This is a genomic window from Fluviicola sp. (assembly GCF_039596355.1).
In the GTDB taxonomy this organism is placed as follows: domain Bacteria; phylum Bacteroidota; class Bacteroidia; order Flavobacteriales_D; family Crocinitomicaceae; genus Fluviicola.
In genome coordinates this window covers 88,067-108,321 of sequence record NZ_JBCNJW010000004.1, presented here as the reverse complement: position 1 = coordinate 108,321, position 20,255 = coordinate 88,067, and the positions used below count along the sequence as shown (strand labels likewise).

19 protein-coding genes are annotated in these 20,255 nt (G+C 44.5%); 16 read left to right on the top strand and 3 right to left on the bottom strand.

The features are described from left to right. Window positions 1–119: 119 nt before the first annotated feature. A complete protein-coding gene (locus tag ABDV94_RS10380) occupies window positions 120–2,765 on the bottom strand; it encodes a T9SS type A sorting domain-containing protein (RefSeq protein ID WP_343747106.1) in 2,646 nt (881 codons plus the stop codon). 338 nt (window positions 2,766–3,103) lie between these two features. On the opposite strand from ABDV94_RS10380, the gene ABDV94_RS10375 reads away from it, so the two are divergent. The 3 genes from ABDV94_RS10375 (at window position 3,104) to ABDV94_RS10365 (ending at window position 5,803) form a co-directional block, all read left to right on the top strand. Then, a complete protein-coding gene (locus tag ABDV94_RS10375) occupies window positions 3,104–3,418 on the top strand; it encodes a phosphoribosylpyrophosphate synthetase (RefSeq protein WP_343747105.1) in 315 nt (104 codons plus the stop codon). 364 nt (window positions 3,419–3,782) lie between these two features. Then, window positions 3,783–5,180 carry an arginine decarboxylase gene (locus ABDV94_RS10370; RefSeq protein ID WP_343747104.1) on the top strand — a complete coding sequence of 466 codons (1,398 nt, stop codon included), beginning with the start codon at window positions 3,783–3,785 and terminating at the stop codon, window positions 5,178–5,180. A gap of 245 nt (window positions 5,181–5,425) precedes the next feature. Further along, a complete protein-coding gene (locus tag ABDV94_RS10365; RefSeq protein ID WP_343747103.1) occupies window positions 5,426–5,803 on the top strand; it encodes a hypothetical protein in 378 nt (125 codons plus the stop codon). 36 nt (window positions 5,804–5,839) lie between these two features. On the opposite strand, the gene ABDV94_RS10360 is transcribed toward ABDV94_RS10365, so the two are convergent. Both ABDV94_RS10360 and ABDV94_RS10355 read right to left on the bottom strand, forming a co-directional pair. Beyond that, complete coding sequence (locus ABDV94_RS10360; RefSeq protein WP_343747102.1) at window positions 5,840–6,211, bottom strand: four helix bundle protein; 372 nt, start codon at window positions 6,209–6,211, stop codon at window positions 5,840–5,842. Window positions 6,212–6,350: 139 nt separating this feature from the next. After that, window positions 6,351–6,713 carry a hypothetical protein gene (locus tag ABDV94_RS10355; RefSeq protein ID WP_343747101.1) on the bottom strand — a complete coding sequence of 121 codons (363 nt, stop codon included), beginning with the start codon at window positions 6,711–6,713 and terminating at the stop codon, window positions 6,351–6,353. A gap of 126 nt (window positions 6,714–6,839) precedes the next feature. On the opposite strand from ABDV94_RS10355, the gene ABDV94_RS10350 reads away from it, so the two are divergent. From ABDV94_RS10350 to rplU, 13 genes are all read left to right on the top strand, one after another. Further along, entirely contained in the window at window positions 6,840–8,948 is a 2,109-nt protein-coding gene (locus ABDV94_RS10350; protein ID WP_343747100.1) for an Ig-like domain-containing protein, read from the top strand. Beyond that, a complete protein-coding gene (locus tag ABDV94_RS10345; RefSeq protein ID WP_343747099.1) occupies window positions 8,938–9,468 on the top strand; it encodes an ankyrin repeat domain-containing protein in 531 nt (176 codons plus the stop codon). The genes ABDV94_RS10350 and ABDV94_RS10345 overlap by 11 nt, the downstream gene beginning before the upstream one ends. Before the next feature lie 98 nt (window positions 9,469–9,566). After that, window positions 9,567–10,583, top strand: a complete 1,017-nt coding sequence (locus tag ABDV94_RS10340; RefSeq protein ID WP_343747098.1) for an AAA family ATPase — start codon at window positions 9,567–9,569, stop codon at window positions 10,581–10,583. A gap of 7 nt (window positions 10,584–10,590) precedes the next feature. Continuing rightward, window positions 10,591–11,460: a DUF58 domain-containing protein gene (locus tag ABDV94_RS10335; protein ID WP_343747097.1), complete on the top strand. Its 870-nt coding sequence runs from the start codon at window positions 10,591–10,593 to the stop codon at window positions 11,458–11,460. After that, the gene (locus tag ABDV94_RS10330; RefSeq protein WP_343747096.1) at window positions 11,457–12,371 is read left to right on the top strand and encodes a hypothetical protein; all 915 of its coding nucleotides are present in this window, start codon (window positions 11,457–11,459) and stop codon (window positions 12,369–12,371) included. The genes ABDV94_RS10335 and ABDV94_RS10330 overlap by 4 nt, the downstream gene beginning before the upstream one ends. Then, window positions 12,368–13,393 (top strand): VWA domain-containing protein, encoded by a 1,026-nt coding sequence (locus ABDV94_RS10325; protein ID WP_343747095.1) that lies wholly within the window; start codon window positions 12,368–12,370, stop codon window positions 13,391–13,393. Before ABDV94_RS10330 ends, ABDV94_RS10325 begins: the two co-directional genes overlap by 4 nt. After that, entirely contained in the window at window positions 13,386–14,513 is a 1,128-nt protein-coding gene (locus ABDV94_RS10320) for a VWA domain-containing protein (protein ID WP_343747094.1), read from the top strand. The genes ABDV94_RS10325 and ABDV94_RS10320 overlap by 8 nt, the downstream gene beginning before the upstream one ends. Then, window positions 14,510–15,265 carry a tetratricopeptide repeat protein gene (locus tag ABDV94_RS10315; protein ID WP_343747093.1) on the top strand — a complete coding sequence of 252 codons (756 nt, stop codon included), beginning with the start codon at window positions 14,510–14,512 and terminating at the stop codon, window positions 15,263–15,265. The genes ABDV94_RS10320 and ABDV94_RS10315 overlap by 4 nt, the downstream gene beginning before the upstream one ends. Further along, window positions 15,216–16,988 carry a hypothetical protein gene (locus ABDV94_RS10310; RefSeq protein ID WP_343747092.1) on the top strand — a complete coding sequence of 591 codons (1,773 nt, stop codon included), beginning with the start codon at window positions 15,216–15,218 and terminating at the stop codon, window positions 16,986–16,988. Before ABDV94_RS10315 ends, ABDV94_RS10310 begins: the two co-directional genes overlap by 50 nt. An 89-nt stretch (window positions 16,989–17,077) precedes the next feature. Further along, window positions 17,078–17,245, top strand: a complete 168-nt coding sequence (locus ABDV94_RS10305) for a hypothetical protein (RefSeq protein WP_343747091.1) — start codon at window positions 17,078–17,080, stop codon at window positions 17,243–17,245. A gap of 98 nt (window positions 17,246–17,343) precedes the next feature. Next, window positions 17,344–18,861: a trypsin-like peptidase domain-containing protein gene (locus ABDV94_RS10300; RefSeq protein ID WP_343747090.1), complete on the top strand. Its 1,518-nt coding sequence runs from the start codon at window positions 17,344–17,346 to the stop codon at window positions 18,859–18,861. A 243-nt stretch (window positions 18,862–19,104) separates the two neighbouring features. Further along, window positions 19,105–19,608: a fasciclin domain-containing protein gene (locus ABDV94_RS10295; protein ID WP_343747287.1), complete on the top strand. Its 504-nt coding sequence runs from the start codon at window positions 19,105–19,107 to the stop codon at window positions 19,606–19,608. 330 nt (window positions 19,609–19,938) lie between these two features. Beyond that, window positions 19,939–20,250: a 50S ribosomal protein L21 gene (gene rplU, locus ABDV94_RS10290; RefSeq protein ID WP_343747089.1), complete on the top strand. Its 312-nt coding sequence runs from the start codon at window positions 19,939–19,941 to the stop codon at window positions 20,248–20,250. Window positions 20,251–20,255: the final 5 nt, after the last annotated feature.

The following is a 20,255-nucleotide window of genomic DNA, read 5'->3' as shown; positions in this document are numbered from 1 at the left end:
CGTTCTTCGCTGATTCCAGAAGCGGTTTTTACGCGATAAATACTCCTGGTTGATCCTGCTGAATGCAAAAAACGGGGTTCGCAGGTTGAGTGCGAACCCGTTTCTCACTTCGTAAAAAATCAGTAAACCTGAACGGTATGTGAATAGTTGGAACGAGGTGTTTGTATTCTCAGGATGTAAGAACCGGCCTGAACAGACTCGAGGTTCAAACTTGCCTGGTTATTGTCAATGGTCTGATAGAAGACTATTTTTCCGCTTAGGTCGATCAGAACTGCCTGTGCATTTCCGGTAATTGTTTCCGGAATCACCACATTCAGAAGGGTTTCTACCGGGTTCGGGTAGCAGCGAAGTTCTCCCTGGCTTTGAGAAACGATTCCGGCACTGTTTTGTCCTGAAAGAGTCACCAGCAGGGAATCTTTCACATTCGGATTTTCATCAGAAACCGCTTTCGCCCAAACGGTTCCGTTTGTCTGTGCAGTGACCAAGCCGGTCGTTGAAATCATGGCAGACCCCGTTCCGTTTACGAGACTCCACGTTACGTTTTGGTTCGTTGTATTGGATGGAGTGATTACCGCTTCCATCTGCAACGTACCTGCATTGGTGGTAATAACCGCTGCAACGTTGTTTAGTGTCTGAACATCCAAATCCATGATCAGGACAACCTGCCCGGAAATAGTGATTTCCATGGAATCCGCTAATGCTGTATTCGCGACAGAAACCGCTTTTGCCCAAACGGTTCCGTTTGTCTGTGCAGTGACCAAACCGGTTGAAGAAATCGTTGCGCTTCCGCTTGCTGGAACGATAGACCAGGTTACTGCCTGACTCACTGTGGAAGGCTGAATGGTTGCAACCATTTGAAGCGTACCAGCCTGCGTTGTGATGTTTGCTGCAACGTTGTTTTGAGTATTTACTTCAATGCCGGATGCAGTAATAGTTGAATAAATACAACGAAGCGGCATTCCCCCGTCACGTCCACCGTAGTTTGACAACGCCACGTTCGGGCTGATGTATACTGTTTCACCCCATCCGCTTACACTGGAAGCAGTTCCGGACCAAAGGTAAGCCCGCGTTCCGTCAACGAACATCCCGCTGTAATCTCTCATTCCGGATCCAACGATTTTCAGGTTACTTGCAAAAGCTGAATTCAGGTTCGTGATATTTTCTGCACTCATCATCGTTGTCAATTCCACCGTTGTAGGTAGTCTCCAGCCTGCGCCCATTGCTTTACACGGGTCACATCCGTTGGTAGCAGAAACGTCTGCAGGAGTACTTCCTGCCCAGGTATCGGTGCTTGTTCCGTTATACCACCAGTTGTTTCCGTTTGAGTATCCGGCAGAGTAGAAATTGGCCGTTCCGGCACCTAAACCGGAAGGGTCATTCGGGTTTGGAGGAGTAGCGGTGATCGTAGAACTTGTCAATTGGTGCCCGTTGTCCCATCTTCCCCATTGGAAATAATCACCGTATGCTGAAGCATCGTTAGCTGCAACTGCAACCTGGGAACTTCCCAAATTCTGTTGTAACCAAACATTTCCATCCGCAGCACGAACGGTTGTATAAGTCACCGGAGCCTGCTGGTAGTTAAATGTAATACATCCTGTGCTTCCGGTTGCTGTTCCCGGAAGTGTGTTCGTACATCCTGTAACATCGATGAATTCTTTGACAACCGTTACGTCGGCTGTTTCATCGCTGTAGGCAAGAATCGGTTTTCCGGCAAGAACGATCAATGAATTCCATTTTGCTTCCTGATCAGAAACTTCCGTGTTCCCAACAGAAACCCAGTCCGTTCCGTCGAATTTCAGGACGTAATTCTTGTTGTTCGGGCTGTTTTCGAAGTGGCTGTAAGCAACATACGGCGTGTGGTTGTTGTCCAGTGCAATATCAATGTAATGAACGCGGTAAGCAGAGAAATTTTGAGAACCCACATCAGACCACTGCTGCGTCAGGTGATCGTATTTTTTGACATTGATTTTGTTTCCTGCTGCGGAAAGAGATGTAAATGCAGCATACACATCGTTGTTGTTATCCACCGCGATCGCTGAACGGAATTGTTCGGAGCTGGTTGCCGAAAAAGAAGTCGTTCCGACCTCGATCCAGGAATCCGTTGCACTTGCAGAAGCGGCAATCTTGTAGATTTTCATTCCCGAGTTCACAAATCCGGCATAAACGGTGTCGTTTACACATTTAAGGTCGAGGTAGTAAGGAAGTCCGGAAGGCAGATTTGTTCCAAGTACATTCCATGCTGTTCCATCAAAAGCCTTCACTTTCAGGTTTCCGCCGGAAGCATAGGCAACAATCGGCTGATTGGAAGCATTGGTCGTAATGGATTGAAAATTGACCGTAGCCGATTCAGCTGAAGGAAGCGTTGTCCAGCTGGTTCCGTTATACTTCTGAACCGAAATTCCGGAAGCAGGATATCCCAATTGGTGGGAATAAAACACGCTGTTGTCGGAAGCGCACGCCAACGAGCTGTATGTAGCCGTTCCGGGAGTGATTCCCGCGCCGCCAAGGTAGCTCCAGGAAGTTCCGTCGAATTTCATCACGGAACCTTTGGTTACCGAGCCGTCGTAAAAAGAACAGTAGAGATTTCCGTTGTTATCATGGACCAGGTTTTGGAAAGATCCCCAACTGGGAGAAATTCCGCCGGAACTCACTCCGACCAATTCCCAGGTTTGCGCAAGAGTAGAAACGGAGAATAGTGCTGATAACAAAAGTGTAGTCAGTAGTTTGTGCTGATGTTTTGTGCGAAGTAATGATGTTAAAAACATAAATAAAATGATTTGGCACTTCTAAAACTGATCAGATTTTGAGAAATAATTACCCGGCAAAATAAGGAAGTATCTCAAGCTAATTCAATACCGTTTTTTCGCGATTCATCGTCCTTTAAAACAGTGATTATTCCTGATAGGTGTAGCGTAGAAGGGGTAGTACAAGATGAGTAAAATGATTAAAATGACTAAAAAGGTTCAATAGTTCACTATTGAATTTGACCCCTTTTGAACTCATTCATGTTTGTATGTGGCAATTCCAATCCTGATTTAAGCATTCTTAACCCGCCGGGTAGAATCTTTTCCGTATCTTTAGAAAGAATGCAAAAAAAAGAACGATGGCACGGAATTATGAAACGGTAAGTGAAGCGGTGAATGACCTCAAAAAACGCGGATATACGGCAAACCTTTCATTGGAAGCCGAAAAAGACTGCCTGGCAAGTGATTCTCCTTTTGCTGAATTGTCTCCGGACCAGTTTTCCATCGACGAAGTTTATCGCTTTGAAGGAATGACGGATCCCGGAGATGAAATGATTGTTTATGCGATTTCTTCGCACGATAACGAAATCAAAGGAGTTGTTGTAAATGCTTTTGGAATCTATTCTTCCTACCGTTCCAGCCGCCTGGTTGAACATTTGGTGAAAAATTCCTGAATTCCCTTCACATTGACATTATAAACTAAAGTTGCAGGGCTGGGTCAGTCCTGGTGGATTTGCTATGACTTTTTTTAATCTAAGCGGCTTGATAAAAGAGCTGAGATTTTGCTCATGGAGGTTGTTGAAATACAAGGTGCTGGTTGTTGACAATCAGCGAGTTTAAGTGTTGGGGGAAAGGATGAAAAGGCATGTGCAAAAAGTGTGTGCGGTGCGAATCAAATTTTGACACACAATTTTTGATTTTTTACCAGTCATTTCTGAATCTTTCACCTAAATTTGTGCCCCTGATTATACTCAAGTATAATTGCATTTTTAGAACGTTTATTTTGAAATCCCGTACGAAGAGTACTTTATGTAGCGAATGAGAACAAAATACATTGACCTTATCGATCAAACTTTTGATTTTCCGCAAGATGAATTTCACTTGAGAGAAGATCGTTTGATGTTTCATGGTATTGATTTGATGCGATTAATTGAGGAGTACGGAACTCCTTTAAAATTCAATTATCTGCCTCAGATATCCCATAACATCCAACGAGCCAAGGGTTGGTTCAGGGAGGCAATGAATAACCTGGGATATTCCGGGAATTACTATTATTCGTACTGTACGAAAAGTTCGCATTTTTCCTTTGTGCTGGATGAGGTTCTGAAAAACGACGTGCACATCGAAACGTCTTCTGCGTTTGATATCGATATCGTCAAAAATCTCCTGAATGCAGGAAAATTGAAAGAAGGAAGCTATGTCATCTGCAACGGGTTCAAGCCCCCGAAATACATTCAGAATGTAGCGGATTTGATCGATGACAAGCGCCTGAATGTGATTCCGGTAGTTGATAATACGGCAGAAATTCACGATTTGATTGCTGCAACGGGAGAAAACGAATTGAAAATCGGCATCCGGATCGCATCGGAGGAAGAGCCGAAGTTTGAGTTTTATACCTCGCGCCTTGGAATCCGTTACCGCGAGATCGTTCCGTTTTACAAAGCGTTTATCCAGGACAATCCGCGTGTGCAGATCAAAATGCTCCACTTTTTCATCAATACCGGGATCAACGACACATCGTATTACTGGAATGAGCTGACCAAGTGTTTGAGAATCTACTCCGATTTGAAAAAAGTGTGTCCGACACTGGATTCCCTGAACATCGGAGGTGGTTTCCCGATCAAAAAATCACTGGCATTTGATTTCGATTACGCATACATGGTGCGCGAAATCCTCATGCAGGTGAAGCGCGTGTGTAACGACAACGATATCCCTGAGCCGAACATCTTTACTGAATTCGGATCCTTTACGGTTGGAGAAAGCGGAGGTGCTATTTTCAACGTACTGCACCAGAAACAGCAGAATGACCGGGAAAAATGGAACATGATCGACAGTTCTTTCATGACCAACCTTCCGGATACCTGGGCGATCAACCAGCGCTTCATCATGCTGGCAATTAACCGCTGGAATGACGATTATGAACGCGTGCTTTTGGGGGGACTTACTTGTGATTCAGATGATTATTACAACTCGGAACAGCATTCCAATGCCATCTACCTTCCGAAATTTGATAAAAATAAACCGCTCTATATTGGATTCTTTAATACAGGAGCCTATCAGGAAACGATCGGTGGATTCGGAGGTCTGAAACACTGCCTGATTCCCGAACCAAAACACGTATTGATTCAGCGTGATGAACACGGCAAAATCGTTACAGAACTGTTTTCGGGAGAACAAACGGCAGATGACTTCATGAATATTCTGGGTTACAAGTAGTAGAATTTCCTAAATCGAATTAGTAAATATACTTCTAGGTTTTTAGTTGGGAACGTTGTATTTTTCAAGTTTTATAGGACTTGCAGTTAATTATTTCAAAATCAATTCATTTAAAGACTGTTGAATTGCTAAACAAAATAAAAAGCGTAATTAATTGAATTTTAAAGGGAGTTTACTGAAAGTTTACAGTATTTTTGCAAACTCTTTTAAGAAGCGTAAACGAAAAACAACAAATTAAGGGAAGAATGACAACACATATTCAGACCATTTACACCGAAGACAAATCCCCGTTCGCTGATATCGTAAATTCCTGGTTGGAGGGATTAGGCTTTCAGGTTTTGCCGTTCCAGGAAAATGTGGATCTGGTTGAAAAAATTGATGCTGTTGTTATTTTCCACGACAATCACAATTTTGACAAGCGTGCGGCAGAATTGCGTGACCTGTTCGAGGTTCACCATGCACCGATTCATAAAATCGACTTGAGCGGAACGATGAACGTTGCTTTGTCTCACCTTTCCCTGTTTTTTGACCGTACGAAATGCAAAGACGTTTTGTTCATCGGTTGCGAAGGAGTGAAAGACCATCCGAAAATGGAACTCTTCAAAGAGAAGTGGAATCTTTGATCAATTCAAAAGTCAAAATTTTCAAATTCAAAAAGGTTATTCCGGGAGTAGTTTGTTTCTGGATTTGACGATGATGGAGCTTAAAATAAGTAACAACTCGTTTGCCTCTTTTTGCAATCGCATAATCTCATAAGATTTCAAATCTAAAAAAGCACTCAGGAGTTCGATCCAATAGATGCTTTCATTACATTCTTTTTGGGAAATTGTCAGTTTATGGATAAAGTCACGTTTACTGATTCCATTCTGAGCTTCCCGGATATTTGCACCTACTGAAGTGGCAGATCTTGAGAGTTGTTTGGTCATAATGAACTCTTGATGGTTATCAGAAATCGTTTTACACAACTTAAGGCAATCTAATGCAAATTGGAAAGAGCGTTCTTTAATGTCAAAGGGTTTATTTTCAGCCATTTTTATGCGTTTTCTATTTAAGTTAACAAAAAATGACGCTCTATTCAAAAAAATCAACAAACATTTTGCATTTTGCATTTTGCATTTTGCATTTTGCATTTTGCATTTTGCATTTTGCATTTTGCATTTTCAACCTTAATCACCTCACATAATCCTGCTTCAAAACCAGCATATACTGCTCATTATCCAATTTCGTATATCCCTGCTCGTAACAGAAATAATACGTGTTTCCCTTCTGGGTTTGGTACGTATTGGTGAAATAATGGAAGTTGAATCCCTCTTCGGCGAGTGTGATGGCATCCACCGTTCGTTTCCCGGATGGATTTAAGCCTGCCAGGATCCGGCGGTTCTTTCTCAAAATATTGTTGATCCGCCGCACATATTTCGTGGCATCTTCATTCAGCCGGTTGTTGTGTGTATTTCTGCAATAATCCGAACAAAACTTCTGATCCTTTCGTCCGCTCAGTTTTTGTCCGCATTCCAGGCATGTTCTTTCCGACATTTATTCAGTGATTTTATCTATTGAAGCAGAAAAATACTCGATTTAAACAAAAGAGCTTCAATAATCCTGAAAAATGTTGATTGATAAATCTTTATAGAATATGTTTGTTAGCGAAAACTACTGATTATGAAGAAAATTTACCTATTGCTGGTTTCGGCGTGTCCTTTCCTGGCTTTTGGACAGACAAAGGAAATCACCTTCTCCGAATTGACCACCGGTAGCGGAATGTATTTCGGAGCCGTTATGACGACAACGGATATTACCGTAACCGTTCAGGGACCTTCTGACCGCTTTTTGGCTTTTGGTTTCGGAACCGGAATGGCAAGCGGAAATGATGCGATTATCTGGTCTACTTTGGGAACTGGAGCCGCGCCGCTGCAACTACGCGATCACCAGATGATCGGACAAGGAGTGGAGCCATCCGTTGATGCCCAACAGGACTGGACTGTTGTGTCGAATACGATTTCAGGAACAAACAGAACCATTGTGGCAACAAGGGCATTGAATACCGGTGATCCAAACGATGTGGTTTTTAATTTTTCAGCAACCTCACAAAACCTCTTTTGGGCAAAAGGCCCGGGTGCAACAAATCAATTGCAGTATCACGGAGCAAGTAACCGGGCAAGCGGAATTGTTCGGAACTGGGTAGTCCCGGATGTAACGCCGCCTGTGATTTCCACGACTATTCCGGCAGATAACGCAGTCGGAGCAAGTGTTACCACCAATCTCACGATCAATTTCTCTGAGAATATTTCCTGGGGAACCGGATCGCTTACCTTGTATGACGGGAACGATAATGTGATCCAGACGGTTTCAAACGGAACGTTGGGGTCAAGCGTTTCCGGAAGTACTTTTTTCTATAACCCGCCGTCCAATTTGCTGATCAATACCTCCTATTACGTGAAGATCGATCCGACAGCTTTTAAAGATGGAGCCAACAATTTCTTTGCGGGAATTTCGGATAATACGACCTGGAATTTCAACACAAACGATGTAACGCCTCCTGCCTTGACCGCTGCTCCTTTTGTTCCCGCCGACAATGCTGTCGGAGTTGCCGTTACAACACCGTTGAATATCACATTCAATGAAGCTGTTCAGGCCGGAACAGGAGTGATTCAGCTCTACACTGCAGGTGGAACACTGGTTGAATCATACGATGTGCAGTCCAGCCCGTTGATTTCATTTTCGGGTTCAACCGTTTCGATCAATCCTACGGATCTGATCCTGAATACTTCGTATTATGTGAACATTCAATCCGGAGCAATCAAAGACCTGTCAAATAACAACTACGCCGGATTCTCAAACAGTACTACCTGGAACTTCAACACCAATGATCTGATTGCACCTTTGGCAGTTGCACCGTTCTCTCCGGCAGATAATGCTGTTAATGTACCAGTAAACGGCGTTTGCAGTATTTCCTTTAACGAAGATGTGCAGCTTTCTGCAACCGGAGTTATTGAAATCTTTACGGCTGGCGGAACCCTGGTGGAATCGTTCAATTCAGGATCTTCCCAAATCAATGTGACCGGTGCCGTTGTTCAATTTACGACAAGCAGCCCGCTGACAGAAAACACCGCTTACTATATTCACATAACGCCGGGATTCATCCAGGATTTATCCGGGAATGCTTTTGCCGGAATAACTGATAATACGACCTGGAACTTCCAGGTTGGAGATTTTACGCCGCCTGTCATGGTGAGTCTGAATCCTGCGGATAACAGTATCAATGTGCTTTTGGATGTTTTGCCGACCATTACCTTCAACGAAAATATCGTGATCGGAAGCGGGAGTTTCTACCTGGTCAGTGAAAACAATGGGGTGAGCCAGGAATTCAGTAACGCTTTGGGCAATATTACAGTGACAACTAATTCCGTTGCATTGAACCAGCCGGGATTGGATCTGGCCTATCATTACCACATCCTGATCGACAACAATGCGGTAGCAGATCAGGCAGGAAATCTTTTTGCCGGAATTTCGGACACAACGGCCTGGTCGTTTAAAGCTGTTTCGGAAACCGGACTCAATGAATTAACAGCTGACGAGTATTTCTGGAACGGCACGGAGTTGACGATCAAAATTCCGTATTCTTCCGGGGAGATTCTGGATGCGACCGGTAGAGTCGTGCGGAAATTAGATTCCGGAACAACGAACCTGGATAACCTGTCAAGTGGAATCTACAACATTCGCGTATTCACTAATTACGAACCGGCATTCCTGAGAATTTATGTGGATTAAGGCAATTATTGTATTGGGTTTGATGGGGGTGTTTTCCTTTCAGGCTCATTCCCAGGATGTTTTTGAAGCAGCCAGAACCGGGAATGTTGAACGGCTGAAGGAATTGATCAGGTTAGATAAGGATACTATTCAAAAAGTGAACCGGATGGGCTTTGATCCGTTGATGATCGCTTGCTACCGTGGGCAAACAAACTGCGCGAAATTTCTTTTGGAGCAGGGGGCAAATCCGAATAGACCTTCCGCTGAAGGAAGCGCTCTCCAGGCTGCGTGTTATCAGAATAATACGGAATTAGCTGCTTTGCTGATTAAAAAAGGAGCTGATCTGGATGCGCAGGGCCCGGACGGAAATACAGCCTTGATGTATGCGGTCCTGAATCAGAACCTGAAGTTGGTGAAAATGCTTGTAAAAGCCGGTTCGGACTTGAACAAAAGAAATAAAGACAACCAAACGGCACATTCTTTAGCCATGACTTTGTCAAATAGTGAAATTCAGAAGAGTGTGAAGTCTGCGGGAAATTAATCGGAGGCCAAACAGCTTAAGGTGCTTAACATAATTTAACAGCAATTGCAAAGCCCAAAGAACATTCTTTCACATATTTGCGCCCTTAGGCTAAAACTATGATGGACATACCTAATTTATCTCCTTCCGAACAGTTGCAAGTGATTGCAAATGAGATTAAAGCGGAGGGATTGAAATACGATTTATTGCGTCGTGAAATTGGAAAAGTAATCATCGGACAGGAGAATATGGTTCGAAGTTTACTGATTGCGCTGCTGGCCGACGGGCATGTATTGCTAGAAGGTGTTCCCGGATTAGCAAAAACATTGGCTATCCGAACGCTTTCCAGTGCGGTATCGGCAGATTTTTCACGCATCCAGTTTACGCCGGATTTATTACCTGCAGACGTTACCGGAACCCTGATTTACCAGCAGAAATCCGAACAATTTGCCGTTAAAAAAGGGCCGATCTTCGCCAATTTCGTTTTGGCAGATGAGATCAACCGTGCACCTGCAAAAGTGCAGGCGGCGCTTCTTGAAGCCATGCAGGAACGCCAGGTGACCATCGGTGATTCGACCTACCAGTTGCCGAAACCCTTTTTGGTGCTGGCTACACAAAACCCGATCGAGCAGGAAGGAACCTATCCACTGCCCGAAGCACAGGTAGACCGTTTCATGCTGAAAGTGTTCATGGGATATCCGTCCAAGCAGGAAGAACAATTGATTCTCCGCTCCAATGTGCGCCCGGAAGGACTTGAAAAAGTGTCGCATGTGATGCACCCGGACGATTTGATCAAAGGAAAACAACTGACGCGTTCCATCTACCTCGATGAGAAAGTGGAGCGTTACATCGTAGATATTGTAGACGCAACACGGAACCCGGCTACCGCAGGAGTTTCCGAAATTTCCAAATACCTGCTTTACGGAGCGTCGCCAAGAGCTTCCATTAACCTGGCGCTTGCAGCCAAGGCAAATGCCTTCCTGGAGCAACGTGGTTTCGTGATCCCGGATGATGTACGTACGGTAGCGATGGATGTGCTCCGGCACCGCATCGGGTTGAACTACGAAGCAGAAGCCGACGGAGTGAAGCCGGAACAAATCATCGAACGTTTATTGCAGCGTGTAGAAGTTCCATAACAACCCCATGGATAAAGACGCTTTACTGAAACGCATTCGTACCATCGAGCTTCAAACTCGCGGTATGACGGAACAGGTTTTCGCCGGACAATACCAGTCGGCGTTCAAGGGCCGTGGCATGTCGTTCAGTGAAGTGCGGTCTTACCAGGTCGGAGACGATGTGAGAACCATCGACTGGAACGTAACAGCCCGTTTCCGGGAGCCGTTCATCAAGATTTTTGAAGAAGAGCGCGAACTGACTGTTTTGCTCATCATCGATGTTTCGGGTTCCATGTACTTTGGTCAGGGAGCCGATTCCAAGATTTCCCTGGCGGTAGAACTCGCGGCAACGCTGGCTTTTTCCGCTGCAAAAAAGAACGATAAAGTGGGAGCGCTCTTTGTTTCGGATGAAGTGGAATATTACGTTCCGCCGAAAAAAGGCTTCGGACACGTTCACTTCCTGTTACGCAAACTCATTAACCTGAGTCCGAAATCTGCCGGAACGAGCCTGGATACCGGATTGAAATATGCACGAAACATCTTCAAACAACGAAGTATTTGCTTTGTTATAAGCGATTTTTCCCAGCTCGAAATGAGCAAGGAAGGATTTGCAAATACCGCCAGAAAACACGACCTGGTTGCGCTGGGAGTCAGCGATCCGGGAGAAGCAAAACTACCGGATGTAGGATTTGTGCGCTGGGTCAATGCTGAAACCAATACGACCAACTGGATCGATAGCTCATCGGCTGTGGTTCGGCGGGATTACGAACGAAATTACCATCAACGGAGAGAAAAGAATGAACTTTTTTTCCAGCAGCTGGGAATCGATGCGGCCTTTTTTGAGGTTGGTGACCACGTGTACCGCCCTTTACTTCAATTATTCAAACGCCGGAAATGAAAGGGGTTTTGTCCATATTGGCCTGTTGGTGTCTGGTAGCAGTTCATGCTCAGACAACGCACGTTTTTTGGGCAGAAGATTCCGTGCGGGTCGGCGACAAGGCAAAACTGACCATCCTGGTTAAAAACAAACCGGCTAAATTCGATTACAACCCGATTACCGGAATTTTCAGTTGTGAAGAGATTCACAAAGGAGAAACACTCTGGAAACCGGGTGCTGAACTGGAAATCGCATCCTTCCGTGATTCAACATACACACAGAAAGGAATTAAGTACTGGAAAGGAGTGTACACGCTCATTGCCTGGGATTCGGCGAAATACCGCCTCCCGGATTTGTGGATGAGCTGGGGAGATTCTACGTTCTCGTTTCGTGCACCGAATTTGTACGTCGGATTTATCAAGAAAAAAGTCAAGGAAGGAATCGAGGAGATCCCCGTTGATCCGGTCAACGATTACCTGAAATTGCTGAAAGACTATTGGTGGGTTCTTGTCATTGTAACGCTGGGAATTGTGTTCGCGATCCGCTGGAACAGACGCCGGAAGGTGAGGAAAACAGAAGAATTGAGTTTGCGTGAACGAACCTTGTTGACGATTCATCAATTGCGGAAGAAGGAAGACTGGCTGCATGGAAAAACGAAAGCGCATTATGTGGCATTTTCGGCCGTTTTGAAAATGTACCTGAGTTCCCGTTACGAATTGAACCTGATGGAACGCACGACCCAGGAAACAATCACGCTGTTGAAGTTAAAACAGTTGGATTTGAGGATGGTCAAGCGCATCGAAGTCTTGCTGAAAGAGGCAGACATGGTGAAATTTGCCAAAACCGAGCTGGATGATATCCGCGTTCGTTCAAGTCTCTTACGACTCGAAGAAATAGTTACCGAATTAAGTCCTTTGGAAATCCCGGAATGAGCCGCTACTTCAACATATGTTTTTGGGAATATGATTTCTACAAACCGCAGATGCTTTGGCTGCTGCTGGCAATTCCGGCATTGTTGTTTCTGTGGGAATACCTGCAGAAGAATCGTTCCGGTCAGCTGAAATATGCCAGTTCCGAGCAGGAACAATTATCGTATTCCATCGGTTGGGTGCGTTACGTGCGTTGGGGAGTCAATGCGTTTTACGCGCTTTCCATGGCGTGTCTGGTGCTGGTACTGGCCGAACCATACAATACCTCCATCGATCCTCCGAAAATCGATTACAAGAACGGAATCGACATCATTTTGGCAATTGACGCATCCGGATCGATGCTGGCGCAGGATTTTGATCCCAACCGCCTGGAAGTAGCCAAGCGCGTTGCCAAAAAATTCGTGGATTCCCGGAAAGGAGACCGCGTAGGATTGGTCGTTTACGAGGGGGAAGCATACACCGCTTGTCCGGCAACACTGGATTACAAACTTCTGAAGCAGCAGATTACGGAAATTGAGCCGGGCTACCTCGAGCCCGGAACGGCAATCGGAAGCGGATTGGGAGTGGCGGTTACGCGCCTGAGAAGTGACAGTCTTCCTTCTAAAGTGATTATTTTACTCACAGACGGAAGTAGCAATACCGGCCCCGATCCGATGGAAGCTGCTGCATTGGCCAAAGCGAAAAAATGCAAGGTGTATACGATTGGAGTGGGGGCAAAAGGAATGGCTCCGGTTCCGGTTCAAACACCGTTCGGGATCGTATACCAAAACTCGCCCGTGGAAATCGATGAAGGAATTCTGAAAGAAATCTCGAAACTGACCGGTGGAAAATACTTCCGGGCACAGGACGAAAAATCACTCGAAAAAATTTACGCCGAAATAGACCAACTGGAGAAACGGAAAATGGAAAACCAGCACCTGGCTTCCGAACCTCCGCTCACCTTGTTTCCCTTTTTTATCTGGAGTATGCTGTTCTCGCTGACTGCATGGGGTGTTCAACGACTGAAATTCAGACTGGATGACTAAAAAACAGACCACATATCAGCAGTTGATGAAGCTTTTGTTTATTTCCGAGGGAATCTGGTGGATGCTCGTACTGGTTTGCTATGCCGTTTTCCCGTTTGGAAAGTGGGGAGTGAAACTGCTTCACCCGGAAATGCTTCCGTTGTGGCTGGTGATTCCCGTTTTGGGTGTACTGACCTGGTTTCAGTGGAACTGGAAGGCGAAAGTGTACGAACAGTATTCCGGTTTTGGTTCCACCCGCATGCTGTGGGTCAAATTTGAACCCGTAAAAGCCTTTTTACATTACTTCCTGCTTCGAAGCACGTACTTTTTCATCGTTCTGGCGATGGCGCAGCCCGTGGCGGGATCGCGGAAAGTGAACGGCTCGAAACGCGTGCTGGATTTGGTCATCTGCCTGGATATTTCCAATTCCATGAACACCAAAGACATGGGGGGCGGACAAACAAGTCGTCTCACGGCTGCCAAGCAAGCTATCGGGGAATTGCTGAATCAGTTGAAAGGAGAACGCATCGCAGTGGTGGTCTTTGCCAACGATGCCTACACGCAGCTCCCACTTACGATGGACTATGGTGCGGCGAAACTCTTCATTCCGGATATCGAAACCTCGATGATTACCGATCAGGGAACGAACATCGGAAGAGCGCTGGAGCAGGCTCAGGAGCAATTCAAAGACACGGAGTCCGGGAAAGCGGTTTTGGTCATTACGGATGGAGAAGACCACGAGAATCTCTGGAAAGAGCAGGTTGCAGCTTTGCAGAAGAAACACATCGAACTGGCATATCTTGGTTTGGGATCTCCGAAAGGCGGATTGATTCCGAATAACCCGTATGACGCTTCGGAAGGATACAAGCGGGAAAACGGTGTGGCAGTTGTATCAAAACTGGATAAGACGGCACTGGCGCGCATGGCGTCGGCATCCGGAAGCGTGTTGGTGGTTTCAAACAGCGCATTCCCAAATATTTACGATATCGCGGCTAATTACAAGAATTCGAAGAATAAACAGTTGATGAAAGTGGAATTTAATGTAGATAAAAACTATTTTTATATTCCTGCAATACTGGCACTACTATGTATGATCTGCTACTTCTTTTTACCAATCCTTATCAATCCCGATAAACGATGAAACAGTTGTTGCTAATTGCTATGTGTTTTTGGGGTTTCGGAGCTTTCAGCCAAAACTGGGAAGAAGATTTGAATCATGCCCGTAAGTTGTACAAAGAAGGGAATTACAAAGAAGCGTTAAAGTATTATAAAAGAGCCGAGAGTTCTGCGCCAAATGATGTAGATTTGTCTCAGGAGATTGGTCAGACTGCATATCGCGCAAACGATTTCAGAACTGCTTCGGAAAGTTTTGAACGTCAGGCAAATAACGCAAATACTAAAGAAAAAGAGATTCGTGCCCGAACAAGTTTGGGAGAATCCCGTATGAAGCAGCAGGATTACCAGGGTGCGGTGGATACTTACAAACAGGTGTTGAGGCTCGATCCGGATAACGAAAAAGCCAGACAGCGCCTGATGGAGGCAAAACGACTGCTTGAGCAGCAGAAAAAACAACAGCAGAATAAGAATAACGAGCAACAGAATAAAGAGAATAATCAAAATCAAAACAATCCGCAGCAGAACAATAACCAAAATCCGCAGCAGAAGGGCGATAAGAATCAGAATCAATCGCAGGATAACAAGCAAAACCAGGATCAGCAAAATCAGAATTCCCAGTCTCAAAATCACAAAGGTGGTGGAGATAAGCAGAAACTGCAGGATAAGGAAACTGAGCGGAAACTGGATGAGTTTGCAAAGCAGGAACTAAATACGAAGAGACGAATAGATGGTTCAAAAGGTACAACAGGTGGTAAGAAAGCACGTAAAGACTGGTAATCAATGGCAGCTGCTGTTGGTTCTGTTCACGTTAGTGAGCCAGATTTCCGTTGCCCAGAAAACTGTGGTAGCCTTAACCTGCGATAAGAAAGAAATCGGGCAGGATGAACATTTGACTTTTACGGTTACTTCCAATGTGGAGGGTTCGATGAAAATTGATTTCCCGGTTGAATTTGAAGTCGATTTCGGTGTAATGCACGGAATGGAACAGAAAATGGATCCGAGCGGAAAAATCAAAACGTATTATTACATGCAGCAGTCGGGTGCATTCAAGAAAGAAGGAACGTATTCCTTTTATGCTTACACGACCCACCGCAACAAAACCTACCGTTCCAATAAAATCACTGTCAAAGTCACGGAATCTGCTCCGGAAGACAATAAAGTCAATTCCAATGACCCGGTTTTCGGGTTGATCCAGTGTAAAAAACAATGTGTTTATGAAGGAGAACCGGTCTTGCTGAAAGCGAAGGTGTTTTCCTACATGAATATCGAGTACCTGGAAGGTTATTCAGATTTCAAAGCAGACGTTTCCATGGAAGAACACGTGTTCCCGAACGGAAGAGTGGAAGTAGAACAGACCCGGGTGAACGGAAAAGACGCCCTGACGTTCGAATACGGAAAACAACTATTGATCCCGGTTGCAACGGGTAAATGTCATGTGAAACCATTTGAAATGGCGGTAAGATGCCACGGATCGATTTTTTCGAAAACCATTCGTTTCCGTTCCGCAGGGTTGACAATCAATGTGAAACCTTTGCCGAACAATGCGCCGAAAGACTTTATCGGGGCAGTAGGAGATTACCGTCTGACGCAGAAAAATCCTACCGGAGAGATCAAGGAAGGTGATGTATTTACGCTGGAGCTGATCGTTTCAGGTTTTGGAAACATCCATAATTCCAATACGCCGAAACTGGTTCTCCCGAAAGGATGTTCCATTTACGGAGATCCGGAACGCGTGGAGGACATTGACTTTACAGAGAGTGGGGCGGAAGGAATGATCACGTACCGTTTCAATATCCAGGTACTGGACGGGAAAGATTTGGAATTCCAGGCGCCTTCCATTAGCTATTTCGACCCGGAAAAAGAAAAATACCAAACGATCAAAGGAAATCCGTTTCGCATTAAAGTGATTCCGGACAAGAGCTTCAACCCGGTTGTAGCAAGCAATCCCGGATCAGGAACACATACGGATCTGGTGAGTGTGAAAAACGCCAAAACAACGACTACAAAAACGTCGTCCTCAGAATCCGGATCCAAAACCCGTTTGTGGGTAGGAATTGTTGCTCCGACCAGTTTACTGGGATTGTTGTTCGTTTTACTGATGGCCAGAAAACGCAAAAAACAGGAAGACGGAACCATTTCCGTAGAGCACATTGAATTGCCGAAAGGTCCGGTATTCCTGAATGACTTGAAAGAAGAGCCGGTAAAAGAAACAATCAATTACTGGAAAGATGCAGCTGATGCGCTGGGCGACCCGGGTTCTTTTGCAATCCTTCTTCCGAAAGCGATTATTCAACGCATTGAGCAGTGTGAAAAGTGTAATTTCCAGTCGCGCGAGAAGGCTTTTGACCGCCTGATCGACACCAAGCCGGAATTGGCGAAAGGCCTGCGGGAGATCATCGAAACATGTGATCAGTACCGTTACGGATTTGGAACTGAGAATCTTGAAACGGAAGAATTACTCACGCGTGCAGAAAGTCTCTTGAGCCAACTGGCTTCCTGAGGCATTTTTCTCAGAATATTTCCGGAGAAAGCGATATACTTTTGATTTTTTTACTACTTTTACCCACACAAAACACAAATTAGTACGCCATGAGTATTTTCGGTATTGTATTATTTCTTTTGATTGGAGGTATGGCATTTTGGATGTTGTTATTCTTGATGGGATTTGTTCTTCCTTTCTGGATTACCTTGGGAATTGGTCAGCAAATGCGTCCGAAACGTGTTTTTGAAAAGGACGAAACGGCAGATAAGAAATAATCTGATCAAACATATTTGAAGAGCCTTGCAAGTTTTGCGAGGCTTTTTTTATGTGCTGAAACCACCTTTCTCCTATCTTCGCACCACTATGTAAAACTATGAAACAAACCATCGCCCTATTTTTAGTACTTCTTCTCATTGCTTCCTGCTCTTCCAAACGGAAAGACAACCTGGTAGATATTATTCTTGTGAATGGTAAAGGTGAAATTCGCATTGGGGAAGACACGTATCGGAACACTGATTCGATCAGGGTTGAAATTAGCGAATTGACTGCTGTTTCTGCTTCTGTTAAGCATTACGAAGAATTGGATGTGACCATCTTTCCATACAGTACTCTGACACGCGATAAAGACCGGGTTGGCAAAGTTTACCTGACGCTGGTGCCGGAGAATTTAGTGGTAGAGAAAAAAGAGAATCAGCGTTTCTTTGAGTTAAAAGATGCAGTGGTTACACTCCCGACCTACAGTTCATACGCATTTGAAAGTGAAGAGGAATATGAGGAGAACAGGGAGATTTTTGATGGCTTTTTTGGAAATCCGGATTTGACAAACAGGTTTGATTCGTTCAAATACCTGCAAGTTAAAAAAGCGCTTTCATCCTTTGAGGTGTCGGATTACCTGGATCCATATCTGGTGCTGGGAAACTTTGATCATCCGGGAGTTTTTGGTTCTCCTGAAGACTTGTCCGTTCAGCTGGTCACGGAAAACGTTCGGATCATGTCTGTTGAAGGCGGAGATGCTTCTATTCAGATTAGGGGAGAGTGGAGACTTTTGAATACTTATGATGAGGTACTTTATAGAAGTCCCATGAGAACGTACAATTCAATTTCGGGGTTCATTCCGGAGAGTATTCATGGAAGGTTCAGGCACGGTCTTTTTTTTGGAGATGGCTTGGCTGCTGCCATCGAAGATGCTATCAGGGGGAGTTTTTATCGTTTTCTGCAAGCTGAAAGAACACAGTATTTCCTGGATAAAAGGAATCCGCTTTACAAGGAAACGCGGGAGTCTAATCAAAAACTTCCACCGATTCAGCTGAAGGGGACAAAAAATACGAATCGGAAAGTGAGCCTGGAAGAAAACCTGGAGAGTACGGTTTTGGTTACCGATTCGGACAAAAGCAGTTTTGGTTCCGGAAGTGTTATCTCAGAAGATGGGTATATCCTGACAAATTACCACGTGGTAAATGATTTGGAAACCATTTTTGTCACTTTGAACTCAGGAAAACGGCTAAAAGCAACCCTGGAAAGGTGTGATAAGGAACTGGATGTGGCGCTCATCAAAATTGATTGTAATTCCTGTAAGCCTATTGGTTTTAGTGATACGTATCGTTTGGGAGAGGCGGTGTTTGATATCGGAACACCACTGGAAATCGAGCATTTCAATTCTGTGTTTTCGGGAATTGTTGCCGGAATCAGAAAGATTAACAACCAGCAATACATCCAAACGAATTCGGTTAGCTCAAACGGCATGAGCGGCGGTCCTTTAGTGAATGTAAACGGCCAGCAGATCGGGGTTCGTGTTTGGGGAATTGTAGATGGCGAAGGGGACAGGATTTATGGATTTTGCTATTACATTCCCGTTTCGGAGGCGTTCAAGAGTTTGAATATCCAACGATAATTGAAGCAGCAGATAAGAACTAATCTGATCAAACATATTTGAAGAGCCTTGCAAATTTTGCGAGGCTTTTTTTATGTGCTGAAAAATCCAAAAGCAAAGTTCCGACGTAGGTCATTCATAACCTTAAAAAAACGAATTATGAAAAAGTCAGTTTTATCAATTGCTATTGCATCATCGATCACTGTTTTCGGAGTGACAAGCTGTGGGGGAGGAAACGAAGAGAAGAAGTCAGAAGAAACCACGATGGAGGCTTCTGAAAAGATGCCTGTGAAACCGGAAGCAGAAAAAGAAGAGCCTTATGTGATGGTTGGAGGAGCTAAAATGGTTCCATCGAAAGATATTGTGGACAATGCGGTCGGATCTGCGGATCACACAACACTCGTTGCGGCGGTTAAAGCTGCCGGTTTGGTAGAAACATTGAAAGGGGAAGGCCCGTTTACTGTTTTTGCACCAACAAATGCCGCTTTCGATAAATTGCCGAAGGGAACAGTGGAAAACTTATTGAAACCTGAGAACAAAGCAAAGTTGACAGCTGTTTTGACGTATCATGTGGTTCCGGGTGCAATCAAATCAGGAGATTTGAAAAATGGGCAGAAGCTGAAAACGGTTCAGGGAGAAGATTTGATGATTACCGAGAAAGATGGAAAATGGTTTGTGAATGGTGCTCAGATTACTATTGCAGATGTTATCTCGTCGAACGGTGTGACGTATGTCATTGATGGGGTTGTGCTTCCGAAGAAAATGTAATTGACAATCAAAATATACCTTTTGAGTTACCAACCGGTCTGTCAGTCTGACGGATCGGTTTTTTGTTTTTTTGACCGGGATAAACGATATCTTTGATTTGCTTATTGAGCTCACCAGGTTCTATTGATCTTGAAATGACCGGAATTCCGGGAATAACAGAAAACTACCCGGGTAAATGGTGGATAAGCGTCCACTTATCCACTGAAGCTGAAAACGGAGGCGAAAGATGAGTAAATCGGTGAATTTCATGAAGAAAAATAATCGGAACACGTAAATTGTTGAAAAAGTTTTCTATCTTTGCCCTCCAAATTAAATTTTAAAACATCTGTTATGTACGCAATTGTAGAGATAGCAGGGCAGCAATTTAAAGTGCAAAAAGACCAAAAAATCTTTGTACACCGTCTGGATGCTGAAGCAGGATCAAAAGTAGAATTTGACCGTGTTTTGTTAGTAGACAATGGTGGGAAAGTAAATATTGGCGCCCCAGCTATAGCAGGAGCTAAGGTTACTGCTCAAGTTAATGATCACGTGAAAGGTGATACAATCATCATTTTCCGCAAAAAACGCAGAAAAGGATATGTGAAAAGAAACGGTCACCGTCAATCTTTTACACAAATTACAATTACAGATATTAAAGGGTAATTATT